This window comes from Spirosoma liriopis (assembly GCF_023196085.1).
GTDB classification, from domain to species: Bacteria; Bacteroidota; Bacteroidia; order Cytophagales; family Spirosomataceae; genus Spirosoma; species Spirosoma oryzicola.
Genome location: NZ_JALPRF010000010.1, coordinates 22,331 through 35,141 on the forward strand (window position 1 = coordinate 22,331; position 12,811 = coordinate 35,141).

Below are 12,811 nucleotides of genomic sequence, written 5' to 3' on the forward strand. Positions count from 1 at the left end.
CTTTTATGGCGACCATACAAGAAGTTATGTCAGATACGCCAACTCGCGACGACGACCAATTGCTACCCGACGGCGATCCAACTGAACAGCCCTCGGCCGATACTCCTGCTCGTGGATATACCGATGAGCAGAAATATCGAATTTTCAACAAGGAGTTCATGCCGCACATTGACTCCATGTACAATTTTGCTTTTCGCCTGACAACCGACGAGGACGATGCTAACGATCTCGTGCAGGATACTTACTTAAAAGCGTTTCGGTTTATTTCGTCTTTTGAACAAGGAACTAACGCTAAAGCATGGCTGTTTCGGATTTTGAAGAACAGCTTCATCAACGATTATCGGAAGAAAAGCAAAGAGCCCGCCAAGGTTGATTACCAGGATGTAGAAACCACCTACAATTCTGAAGATGCCGAAACCGAGCACACTGTTGATCTACGGGCTGAGTCAGTTTCTGATCTGATCGGTGATGAAGTGGCAACAGCATTAAATTCGTTGCCGGTAGATTTTCGGACCGTAATTATCCTTTGCGATATCGAAGGATTCACCTACGAGGAAATGGCTAAGATTTTAGACATTCCGATTGGTACAGTTCGATCCCGATTACACCGTGCTCGTAACCTGTTGAAAGAAAAATTGCGGGATTACGCATCTTCGATGGGTTATAATGAAGAAAATGACGAATAAACCGAACTTTTTCTAACTATAATTTGGTTCTGCTAATAACTTAACGTATTATTATTCTTGGAATAAATATAACTTTTCCAATGCAAACGTCGTTGCCATCGTCATCTAATGTAAAGTCTGAGATGAAAGAACATTGTGATCATAGGACAGACTGTCTCAAGATGATACAATTAATCGTGGACGGAGAAGCTACTGAACAGCAGCTTGATAAGCTGAGAGCAAACCTAGAGTCCTGTAAGCCTTGCATTGAGATGTACCATCTCGAAAAAGAAGTAAAAGAACTGTTAGCAAAACGGATAGAAAAGCGGTGCTGCCCTGAGCAGTTAGTGGCAACGATCAAATCTAAAATTCTGACTTTCAGTTAGTCGTTACTATACACACATTGGGGTAATTAAGGAAGTGCTTACCAAGGCAGCCTTGATTACCCCAATTGTCTTATTTACAATTAATTCATTACCCACTTTGGACGGCAAACTCATTATTTTTTCGGCCCCTTCTGGTTCGGGCAAGACCACAATCGTCAAGCATTTGCTGGCCGAGAATACGAATCTCGGCTTTTCCATTTCCGCCTGCACCCGCGACCGTCGGGGACGAAGCGAAGAGAATGGCAAGGACTATTATTTTCTTACTCCCGAGGTGTTCAAACAAAAGATCGACAGTAACGAATTTGTGGAGTGGGAGGAAGTCTACACGGGCGCTTTTTACGGAACGTTAAAATCGGAGATCGAACGGGTATGGGAAAGCGGTAAGCACGTACTGTTTGATGTTGACGTTCAGGGTGGTCTTAAATTAAAAGAATATTACGGCGACAAAGCATTAGCCGTTTTTGTACAGGTCCCTGATGAAGAAACGCTACGGCAACGACTGATCGGGCGGGGATCAGAAACCGAAGAAAGTTTATCGAAGCGGTTGTTCAAAGTGCACTTCGAAATGAGCTTTAAAGATCGTTTCGATGTCATTCTGGTAAATGATGAACTGGAAACGTCGCTGGCAAAAGCGCAGAAACTCGTCGACAATTTTGTTCAAGAAAACAGCGTACCAGCCAAAGGAACCATTATTTAGACAGAAAGTGGGGATGAGGATAGAGAACGTATGTTCACCTTATTTCTCGCTTGGTGCTCCTCGCTTTTATGAAAATCGGCTTATTTTTCGGTTCGTTTAACCCGATTCACATTGGTCATCTGATCATTGCCAACACGATGGCGAATATGACTGATCTGGAACAGGTATGGTTTGTTGTTTCCCCGCAGAACCCGTTCAAAAAAACGAAAAGCTTGCTGCATGAGTTTGACCGGTTCGATATGGTCGAACGCGCCATTGCCGACAATAGCCGCCTGAAAGCTACAGATATTGAGTTTTCGATGCCCAAGCCGAGCTATACAATCGACACGTTGACGCGGCTGAGCGAAAAATACCCGCAGCATTCATTCCGGCTGATCATGGGGGAAGATAACCTTGAGCAGTTTGCGAACTGGAAGAACTACGATAAGATTCTGGAGTACTACGGTTTGTACGTTTACCCAAGACCGCGTGCCGTTGCCAGTCCGTTTGTAACGCACGCTAATGTGCGCTTGGTCGAATCGCCGTTGCTGGATATATCCGCTACGTTTATTCGCGAAAGCATCCGCGCAAATCGTCCAATTCGCTACATGGTGCCCGAAGTGGTGGAGGAGATGATTACACGCAAGAAGTTTTACCTGTAACCTGGGCATCCTGTTCGCATAATCGAGGATTACATTGGCGGACAGGATACTCGTATTACGGAAGGCCGTTCTGAAACGTGATCTCGGTTGCAAGGCCGATGGCACTCATGCGAATAGCAACGGAACGGCTGTTTGATTTAGCGCCCGCCTGATCGCATTGCGGTCCTTTTTCCAGAAAGTAGATGTAAAATTTCTGGTTACGGTCCTCAATCTGATTAACGTCTGGCCGTCCGAGCAATTCACCGATGGTGTTGGCTGTTTTTCCTTTCAGGTTTTGAATCTCCGCTTTAAAGTCGGGTACCAATTTGGCTCGGACGCCATTACAACCACCCCGGTCACCACGCCATTTTTTCAGATCCAGTTTACCAAACTGGTCTGGCGCCGAGCTACAACCCGATAGCAGAACAGCCACTAAAAGTCCGTACAAAAATTTCATAACACGTACTGTTTCAACGCAGCGGCACAAAGAACGCAATCGATAGCCACGATTAGGTCCTTTGCACCGCTGCCTGTTATTGTTTATTGCTCGTTGTAAAGCACCTGCAACAAGGTCTGCCCAACGGCTTTGAGGGTACCCCGGTCGATATTGCTCATGTCATCCTCAGCAGTGTGCCAGGCTGGGAAGAAACCACCTGTGCCAATGTTCGTATGAATAATATCGATCATTGGGATCTTCGCGATTGTATTCGGAGCAACATGGTCGTCAGTGATTTGTCCGCCAGTGGTATCAACGAAATACTGGCTGTAGCCTGCCTGACTGGCCGTTTGCCAGACTTTGTTGACAACTGTTGGTGCAAATTGCATAGACAGCCCTTCCTTGGCGAACGTGGCTCCTTTAGCGCCAACCATATCCAGTAGAATGCCGTAATACGCCGAGTAGCCTGGTTTATGTAGGTTTTTAGACCAGTAACGGGAGCCCAGGCAGAAACCAATATAATCGTACTGATTGCCGCTTTCTTTCTCGAAATCGTTCGCGGCTTTTTCGCCGTTACCCCAGTCTTCGGCGTCGAAGAAAATGATATCGATGCCAACGGTTGGCTTTTGCTGACTCTGTTGAATAGTGCGAGCCAGTTCTAACAAAACACCAACACCGCTGGCGCCATCGTTAGCGGCCGTAACGGGCTTCGATTGGTCTGCTTTGTCGGAGTCCTGATCGGCATGGGGGCGCGAATCCCAGTGCGATGCCAGCACAATTCGTTTAGTCGCCTTGGGATTAATGCTGCCGATGATGTTTCGGGCGTTTAGCTTCTTGCCATCCCAGGTCGTAGCCACAAAATTCTGCTCAATAACCTCACAGCCAAACTGCTTTAGCTTGGCCGCCAGGTAATTTCCCGTTTGAACGTGTGCCGGTGTGTTCGGCACGCGTGGCCCGAATTTAACCTGTTGATCAATATACGTATAAGCAGAGTCAGCGTTGAAAGCAGGCGCCGTAACGGTGCTCGTTTGTTCCGTTGTCTGAGTGGTATCGCTTTCGTTCTGTTTGGTTTTGCAGCTGCTAAAAGCCATCAGAAAGGCTACGGCGGAAAGGGTGATGGTTCTGGTCATGCAGATAAAAGTGGGCCAATCTCCAGATCAGCCCCTGTTATTAATCACATATAGTTTGGTCGATCAATCTGGAGATTGATGCTGTTATTCTTCGTAGGCCCAGTCGATCTGATGCTTCATGTCTTTGATGGCCAGTCCCTGCGCTTTGAAATACGAACGAATCTGATCCACTTTATCGTACTGCTTTTGCTCTTTGTATTCGCGGTACAAGGCAAGTAATCCCTCCAGTACCGGCTGGTTATCGGTTCCTTCTTCCAATAGGCCCAGTACGTCCTGCATAAACGAGACAAACGACTCTTTCAGTAGATTAAATACCTCTTCGCCCAGCGTAGCCGACTGAAGCTGGTTCAGGTAAATCATATTGATGTATTTCAACAACGTAAACAGCTGAGCAATACCAACTGCCGTGTTGAGATCATCATTCATTGCTTCGTAAAACTGCTGTACAGCCTGCCGAATATCCTGCTGTTTGTCTTCGCTCGGCGAAACAGCGTCATCTGCTTTGTAGGCCAGCGTTTTCACAACGCGCAAACCGTTAGCCAGCCGCCGGTATCCTTTCTGAGCCGCTTTGAGCGCTTCGTTGGAGAAGTCCAGCGTGCTGCGGTAATGCGATTGCAGCATAAAAAACCGTACCGTCATAGGGCTGTAGGGTTGCTCAAGCAGGTAATGGCTACCCGCAAATAGCTCGGCGGGCAGGAATGAGTTGCCCAACGATTTCGACATTTTCTGGCCGTTGACCGTCAACATATTCGAATGCATCCAGTACCGAACGGGGTCATGTCCGGTCAAACCATCGCCCTGCGCAATTTCGCATTCGTGGTGCGGAAATTTGAGGTCCATACCGCCCCCGTGGATGTCAAACTGCTTGCCCAGGTACTTGGTACTCATGCAGGTGCATTCCAGGTGCCAACCGGGAAAACCGGCTCCCCAGGGCGAGTTCCAGCGCATCAGGTGTTCGGGTGCGGCTCGTTTCCAGATGGCAAAGTCGAGCGGATTTCGTTTTTCGGATTGACCGTCGAGTTCCCGCGTTTCATTCAGTAGATCGTCGAGGATACGGCCCGAAAGTTTACCGTAGTTGCCCCCCCGCTGATTATAGGTTTCTATATCGAAATAAACCGAACCGTTTGATTCATACGCCAGTCCTTTTTCCAGCAAGCTTTGTACGGCTTCAATTTGTTCGACCATATGCCCGGTAGCGGTTGGCTCAATGCTGGGAGAAATGGTATTGAACTGCGTCATGACGGTGTGGAAATCGTTCGTAAACCGCTGTACAATCTCCATCGGCTCCACTTTTTCCAGCTTAGCCATCCGACCAATCTTGTCTTCGCCATCGTCGCCGTCGCCGACCAGGTGTCCAACGTCGGTCAGGTTACGGACGTAGCGAACTTTATAGCCGATAAATGTCAGATAGCGGTATAAGGTATCAAACGTCAGGAAGGTACGGACGTTGCCTAAGTGAACGTAGTTATAAACCGTCGGACCGCAGACATACATGCCCACGTAGGGCGCATTGATTGGTTCGAACAGTTCTTTTTTACGAGAAAGCGTATTGTATAACGATAACGGTTGCATTGGTTGGTTGACTGTTTTAAGGCCGTGATAAAGGACCCGACTTACCGGGTTGGTGTTCATGAGAAGAGTAAGCAGATCAGCCGCAACAATGCGGTACCATGGGATGAATCGCCTTTATCAGCATAACAAATAGATTCCTGTTCGTGACGGCGAAGTTACGGATTGTTAATCGGAAAACGGTAGCCTGACGGACACAGCCAGATGCTTTTGGTTATATTCGCGCTTTGTTTCGCGCTTTTCTCCGCTTAGGCTCAGTAATGCAGGTAGTTGAAGTTGGCACCAACGCCAAATATCAGAAAGAGTTTATCGAATTTCCCGTGCGGCTTTACCGCCATGATCCATACTGGATTCGGCCGTTGGATGCCGATGTGGAAGAGGTATTTGACCCGTCGCGCAACAAGCGTTTTGAGCACGGCGAATGTGTCCGTTACTTACTGCTGACCGATAAAGGTGAAACAATTGGCCGGGTTGCGGCTTTCGTTGACCGCGAAATCGCGAATCTAGGCAATGACCAGCCGACAGGTGGTCTGGGCTTTTTCGAGTGTATCGACGATCAGAAAGCGGCTTTTTTACTGTTCGATGCCGGAAAAACGTGGCTGCAAAGCCGGGGTATGGAAGCAATGGATGGTCCGATCAATTTCGGTGACCGCGACCGCTGGTGGGGTTTGCTGGTTGATGGCTTCGAGCGGGAGCCTAACTACTGCATGCCTTACACGAAACCGTATTACATTCCTTTCTTCGAGAACTACGGCTTCCAGGATTATTTCAAGCAATTTACGTTTGGTATTCCGACAACGTGGGCCAAGCTGGTCGATATGTCGCAGGCGGTAAAGGATCGGGCGCAACGGGTTTACCAAAATCCGGATTATAGTTTTCGGACCATCGACAAGAAAGATTTGCCCGCAGCGGCCGAGCAGTTCAGGCATATTTACAACGCGGCCTGGGGCGGCCATAGCGGGGTCAAGGAAATGTCGGCTGAACAGGCGCAACTGCTGATGAAAAAGCTAAAGCCCGTTCTTGACGAAAATATTATTTACTTCGCTTATTATCAGGGCGAGCCGGTCGCTTTTTTCGTTTGTCTGCCCGAACTCAATCAGGTATTCAAGCATGTTAACGGCAAGCTTGATTTAATCGGCAAGCTGAAATTTCTGTGGCACATGCTTCTTCGAACCAACCACAAAGCGTTTGGTGTGGTGTTTGGCGTGGCCCCTGAACACCAGGGAAAAGGCGTTGAAGCCGCCATTGCGCTACGGATGCCCTACGAAGCCGATCATAATCCGAAGTTTCAATACACCGAGTTAGAGATGAACTGGGTTGGTGATTTCAACCCAATTATGGTTCGCTTTGTCAGTCAGTTAGGGTCAAAAATCGTGAAAACGCACGTGACTTACCGCAAACTTTTCGACGAGACAAAGCCCTTTAAACGCTGTCCGGTAATCGGACGAAAAAAATAAGTTCTCGGTTTTCAGTCCGTGGGTTTCGGTTAGCTGCTGCATCTATCAGTTAACAGTTGCTTGAACTGAAAAATGAAAGCTATAAACTGAAAACAAACAACAATGAGCTTACTTACCGTTGGTTCCGTAGCGTTTGACGCCCTGGAAACCCCATTTGGCAAAACCGACAAAATCATCGGCGGTGCCGCTACGTACATCACGCTGTCTGCTTCGTACTTCACGAAAGCAAATAATCTGGTTGCCGTGGTGGGTGACGATTTCCCGCAGTCGATGATTGACATTCTGCTTCAGCACGGAATCGACACCGAAGGATTGCAAATCCGCCAGGGAGAAAAAACCTTTTTCTGGTCGGGAAAATATCACAACGATATGAACACCCGCGATACGCTGGAAACGCAGCTGAACGTGATGGAGCATTTCGATCCGATCATTCCTGATGCGTATCAGAATTGCCAGTACCTGATGCTCGGTAATACAGCACCGGCTATCCAGCAGATGGTCATCGAGCGGCTGCACAATCGTCCCAAGCTGATCGTACTCGACACGATGAATCTTTGGATTGACATAGCCAATGCTGATCTGATGGGTCTAATCAAGCTCGTAGACGTGTTGGTTGTCAACGACGAAGAAGCCCGGCAACTGACGAAGGAGTACTCGTTAGTGAAGGCCGCGGCCAAAATTCAAACGATGGGACCGAAGACGGTTATCATCAAAAAAGGCGAACATGGGGCTTTACTGTTTAGTGAAGGCCGCGTTTTCTTTGCGCCCGCCTTACCGCTCGAAGAGGTATTCGATCCGACCGGCGCAGGCGACACGTTTGCGGGTGGCTTCATCGGCTATCTGAGCAAAACTGACGACATCTCGTTCGACAACATGAAGCGGGGCATCATTTACGGTTCTGCTATGGCATCATTCTGCGTAGAGAAATTTGGTGCCGAACGGATTATGAACCTAACGCAGGAAGAAATTGAGGAGCGGGTCAATGAGTTCGTCAAATTGTCGGCTTTTGGACTAAATTAACTCGCTTAGGAGCCGGTAGTTATGTCAGAACAATAGTCAATTCTGTTCTGATGAAACTATCGGCTCTTTCTTTTAGGGAAAACAAAAAAAACTGATCATATTTGTTACTGATAACGACTTAAAGGAAATACCTGCCCGTCAAAATAGCGTATATAGGGTGTTATTGTGCTAAATACTAGTAAAACTATAAAAGTGGCTGATTAATACATCGATCAACTATGGCTATCATTTACTTCGCGTATCTATTCTTTTTAAGCTATTTAGCACTTAGTGTATTATATCTGGCTGTGTTTGCCATAGCTGGTCGTCTTGGCCGGGCCGATGATAACTACTTACCTGGCCGGGCGCAGGTTCTCAAAAAAATAGGTGTCCTGATCCCCGCCTACAAGGAGGACGCTGTTATCGTAGATTCCGTTAAGGCTAACCTCGCTCAGGACTATCCTGCCAGCCGTTTCGATCTGATTGTTATCGCCGATTCGTTCCAGCCGCATACGCTGGCGACACTCGCTACACTACCAATTAAAGTAATCGAAGTGTCGTTTGAGGTATCCACGGTCGCCAAGGCCATCAACGCGGCTCTTGCGCAGATACCCGATCACGAATACGATATCCTAGTCGTATCGGATGCTGACAACCACATGGCGGCTGATTTTCTGAGTCGCATCAATGCTGCGTTTGGGCAGGGATGGAAAGCCGTTCAGGGGCACCGGGTCGCGAAAAACACCGATACCAGTGTAGCTGTACTGGATGCCATTAGTGAAGAGATCAACAACCATATTTTCCGGAAAGGTAGCCGCGCATTAGGTCTGGCATCCTCAATTATTGGATCAGGAATGGCTTTTGACCCCGTTCTGATGAAAAGCTGCATGGCCAACCTGCACACGATGGGAGGGTATGACAAAGAACTGGAAATGAACATCGTACTGAGTGGCCATAAAATCGGTTATCTGGAAGATGCCTTCGTTTACGACGAAAAAGTAGCGCAGCAGGCCGTCTTCGAAAATCAGCGTACCCGGTGGATTGCGGCTCAGTGGCAATTCCTTAAATTTTATTTCAGACGTGGCATAACCGAGCTGTTGAACGGGCGCATGTCCAGTGCCTTCAAAGTTATTCAGGCGTTGGTCTTACCCAGAGTGATACTGCTTGGCGTACTGGCTTTATGCTCCTTTATTGGCTTACTAATACCTGATCCTACCCTGCGTAGCCTTCCGATTGCTTCGCTGCTGGGTTTAATTGCTAGCCTTATCCTTTCTGTCCCCAATTATCTATGGAAGCGCGTCACCATGCGGGAGGTTATGCTTATTCCGGTGCTGATGTTGCGCTTTGCCCGTGCTATCTTCAATATGCGAAAAGCCTTTAAAAGCTTTATGCACACTCCTCACACGAGCGCTCCTGACAAATCAACTGATACCGTAAGAATACCCTGACCGTAGATTTATAGCCAAAATTGTTCCTACGTTTTACTAATTCGTTGGCTGGGTAAATATGCTCTTTAGTTTAATAACTTATATTGTACGTTACTGATTATCAATAATTTGTTTTCTAATTTGCTCTATTTTGAAACAGCCTGTTTTTTCAATAATCAAATACATAAAATTAGTATTCACACTATAAAGATAAAATAGCCACAGCTTTAAGTGTGACACAGTGAGCAGTTAATAGTCAAAAGTTTACGAGAATCTACTATAGAAGTAGATAAAGTACCAATTCTCAAACTTAACGATAGACAGAAGAATATTTTATAAACAACTGCTGTCATCCTTATTGGGCCAGAGAGTTAAGTAGTTGCTTTCTACAAACGTTCTTTATAATGAAATTTTCTTTATCCAGGCTATTTATCACCGTATCCTACTCTGTTAGCCTGACTTTATTAATTGCGCTTACATCGGCCGTTTGTTTAGGCCAAAAAGCGAGTGGTAGAAGGTTGATGATGTTTGGACAGTCAACCGGATTGGCTAACGACACTGTTTATCTGGATATTGATCAGGATATCGCCGTTCAACTGCTTCCTTTCGATGAGATGGTGAAAATAGCCATTGCCAACTCTCCGTTGATCAAGTACCAGAACGAAGTTGCGAACTCATTGAATTCGTCGTACCAATCGTCTAAAGTGCAAATACTCCAGAATCTGGGGGGGTATGCCAACTACTCCGGAGGAAATCAATCCATCATCTCATCGGGTACGGCGATAATAAATCGGGACCCTATTGGACAAATTGCGAATGGTTACCGGGTAGGGGTTGATCTGCGGATGTCACTTTATGACCTGTTTGGGCGTAAACACCAGCTCCGGCAGGCGTATTCGAATTACCGGGCGGCTGTTATTCAGAAAGAAACCATTGAGCAGCAGATAAAGCGGGAGCTGATCACACTGTATCAGGATATGAGTACGACGCAGCAGATTCTTAAGCTAAGACTCGTTGATGAGCAGGCTTCGCTGGCAGCCTACCGGATTGCCGAAATCGAAATTCAAAAAGGAAAAATAACGGCTGAGCTGCTGGCAAGTGCCACGAGTCGCTACATAGAGACGAAGACCATATCGGAGCAGGTCAAAGGCGAATTTTTGAAGAACGTTCACATTTTCGAAACATTGATGGGGGTCCCCATTCAACGGTTGAAGCGTAATTAATAGAATTGTATGACAGTCGAGGTATTTTTACGGCTTCTAAAACAGCATGTACTCTGGTTTATCCTTATTCCCTGTGTAACGGCGGGAACGGCTTATTTCGTTACGCGGAATGAACCGAAGGTGTATAAATCGCAGGCAACGCTCTACACGGGCCTTGTTTCTCGTTATTCATTGCTGTCGGATAAACAGTCGGGCTTTGTTGATCGGTCGTCCAGCGCGATTGATAACATCCTGACTACGCTCAATTCGAAAGAAACGCTGTTACAGATCGGTGTGAACCTGCTCACCGACCATTTACGGCTTCAGCAACCTGATACGCTGGTGCTTTCTGAGCCTGGCTTTCTGGAACTTCGCCAGTCTATTCCGCCGAGCTGGCAGAACATGCTGCTGATGAACAGCGATTCTGTCAGCATGCATCGCTATATCGACAGCCTGGCCAGAACACCATCGGACAACCCGATCAAGTCGTTACTGATCAAATCGGATTCTCATTATTCCATCCAGCAGATCGGCGAGAAACTGAAAGCGTCGGCCCGTAGAAATACGAACGACGTATTGACGATGGAGTACGAGGCCAACGATCCAGCGGTAGCCCAGCAAACGCTTGTGTACGCTATCAAAGCGCTCAACCTACGATACGCCAATCTGAAGACCTCGGAAACTAATTCCGTCGTCAATTATTACGAGGATAAGTTACAGAAAGCCAAAGAAACCCTTGATCGGGCGGAAGCTAACCTACGCGCGTTCAACACCGGACATAAGGTATTGAACTATGAAGAAGAGGCTAGTAACGTTGCTACTTCGCGGGAGGAGCTTATCAAAGAGTACAACGACGAGTTAATGCGCAAAGACGCGGCTAAAGCGGCTCTCGATGCGCTCAACCGTCGGATGGGTCAGCAGGGAACGATGAATGCTGCCAATGCCGATCTAAACGAAAAACAGAAAAAACTGACCAACGCTGAAAATAAGCTATCGAATGCCCGTGCTTACGGTCAGCCTAAGCATATAATTACACGATTGCAGGAAGAAGTTGCCAAAGCATCCGACGAACTGAAAGCCAGTGCTCAGAAATACGATGCGGCCACCAACGCATCGGACGCCATTCCGGCGCAGACGATGGCGAGCGACCGATTGGCAAAATCATTGGAGTATGAAGAGTCGGTGGCCCGTTTGCAGGTTTACAAAAAACGGATGAACGAGTATCAGGCAAAGACCAATGAGTACACGCCTTTAGGCTCGCAGCTTCGCCAGTTACAGCGTGATCTGAGCGTTGCCGAAAAAGAGTACCTCGATCTGTTGCAGCAGGTAGAGCAATCCCAAACCCGCCGTCAGGACATTGCCATCGGCGGAACGCTGGAAATCATGGATGCTCCTGATTACCCGCTGGCTCCGCAGGTGTCCAAACGCATGCAACTGATTGCCATCGGAGCGGGGGTTGGTATTTTTATCGCTTTGCTCCTGACAGCTCTGCGTTTCTGGCTCGACAACCGGATTCATTCACCCGAGCAGGCCGAGTCGTTGGTCGGTATGCCTGTAACGGCTTTGTTTCCCCACGTCAAGAAACCAAACGTTTTTTCAAAAGCGACGCTGGCTACCCGCAACATGCTGGAACAGCTTTTCAACGCGGTGAACATCGAAATTGCGCAGGCTACGGACAAGCCATTCCCACCCATCATTACCCTTTTCAGTATCGGGTCGAAGCAGGGAAAAACCTGGGTAGCCAATGGGTTGAATCAATTGTACTCGGAAGCCGATCAGCAGGTAGCTTACTGCTACCCGCGTGTCACCGGAAAAGAACAGAAGGAGCGCGTAAACGGCATTACGTTTTTCCCGTATACGATTCGCCCCGATTTTATGAACGTTACGGGCATCGACTATCTGGTTGACTACAGCCACGGCTTCGATGCTACTCAGTTTGATCGGATTGTCCTTGAATTGCCGCCATTAATCAATAATCAGATACCCGTTTACCTGCTCAAGAATAGCGTCTTATCGTTACTGGTTGTTGATGCGAATAGTGCCTGGGCACGCGCGGAGAAACAGTTGCTAAGCCTGTACGTTCGGGTGACAAACCAACCTATTCTGTTGGTGCTAAACCGGGTAGAGGATAATTACCTTGACGTTCCCAACCGAGCTGACATCAGACAGCCTACTTCCGGTGCAGAACGGTCATTACTGTCTCAGCGTAATATTTCGTAGTGC

The 12,811-nt window shown here is 47.6% G+C and carries 11 protein-coding genes; 8 read left to right on the plus strand and 3 right to left on the minus strand.

The features are described from left to right. Positions 1-5 precede the first annotated feature (5 nt). The 3 genes from M0L20_RS27555 to nadD all read left to right on the plus strand — a co-directional run bounded on the left by M0L20_RS27555 (position 6) and on the right by nadD (position 2,389). Positions 6-686: a sigma-70 family RNA polymerase sigma factor gene (locus M0L20_RS27555; protein WP_232560513.1), complete on the plus strand. Its 681-nt coding sequence runs from the start codon at positions 6-8 to the stop codon at positions 684-686. A 462-nt stretch (positions 687-1,148) separates the two neighbouring features. Next, positions 1,149-1,748 (plus strand): guanylate kinase, encoded by a 600-nt coding sequence (gene gmk / locus M0L20_RS27560; RefSeq protein WP_232560514.1) that lies wholly within the window; start codon positions 1,149-1,151, stop codon positions 1,746-1,748. A gap of 68 nt (positions 1,749-1,816) precedes the next feature. Then, positions 1,817-2,389, plus strand: a complete 573-nt coding sequence (nadD, locus tag M0L20_RS27565; RefSeq protein ID WP_248480401.1) for a nicotinate (nicotinamide) nucleotide adenylyltransferase — start codon at positions 1,817-1,819, stop codon at positions 2,387-2,389. Between the two features lie 55 nt (positions 2,390-2,444). Here nadD and M0L20_RS27570 read toward each other — a convergent pair whose 3' ends face one another. The 3 genes from M0L20_RS27570 to cysS form a co-directional block, all read right to left on the minus strand. After that, a complete protein-coding gene (locus M0L20_RS27570; protein WP_232560516.1) occupies positions 2,445-2,825 on the minus strand; it encodes a hypothetical protein in 381 nt (126 codons plus the stop codon). 83 nt (positions 2,826-2,908) lie between these two features. Beyond that, a complete protein-coding gene (locus tag M0L20_RS27575; protein WP_248480402.1) occupies positions 2,909-3,934 on the minus strand; it encodes a M28 family peptidase in 1,026 nt (341 codons plus the stop codon). 84 nt (positions 3,935-4,018) lie between these two features. After that, positions 4,019-5,506 (minus strand): cysteine--tRNA ligase, encoded by a 1,488-nt coding sequence (gene cysS, locus M0L20_RS27580; RefSeq protein ID WP_248480403.1) that lies wholly within the window; start codon positions 5,504-5,506, stop codon positions 4,019-4,021. Positions 5,507-5,763: 257 nt separating this feature from the next. Here cysS and M0L20_RS27585 point away from each other — a divergent pair, with 257 nt between their 5' ends. From M0L20_RS27585 to M0L20_RS27605, 5 genes are all read left to right on the plus strand, one after another. Beyond that, the gene (locus tag M0L20_RS27585) at positions 5,764-6,960 is read left to right on the plus strand and encodes a hypothetical protein (protein WP_232560519.1); all 1,197 of its coding nucleotides are present in this window, start codon (positions 5,764-5,766) and stop codon (positions 6,958-6,960) included. 102 nt (positions 6,961-7,062) lie between these two features. Then, positions 7,063-7,980, plus strand: coding sequence for a PfkB family carbohydrate kinase (locus M0L20_RS27590; protein WP_232560520.1), 918 nt, complete (start codon positions 7,063-7,065; stop codon positions 7,978-7,980). Positions 7,981-8,198: 218 nt separating this feature from the next. Continuing rightward, entirely contained in the window at positions 8,199-9,407 is a 1,209-nt protein-coding gene (locus tag M0L20_RS27595) for a glycosyltransferase family 2 protein (RefSeq protein WP_248480405.1), read from the plus strand. A 383-nt stretch (positions 9,408-9,790) separates the two neighbouring features. Then, complete coding sequence (locus M0L20_RS27600; protein WP_232560522.1) at positions 9,791-10,609, plus strand: TolC family protein; 819 nt, start codon at positions 9,791-9,793, stop codon at positions 10,607-10,609. Positions 10,610-10,618: 9 nt separating this feature from the next. Continuing rightward, on the plus strand, positions 10,619-12,808 hold the full coding sequence (locus M0L20_RS27605) for a GumC family protein (RefSeq protein WP_248480407.1): 2,190 nt from the start codon (positions 10,619-10,621) through the stop codon (positions 12,806-12,808). Positions 12,809-12,811 lie beyond the last annotated feature (3 nt).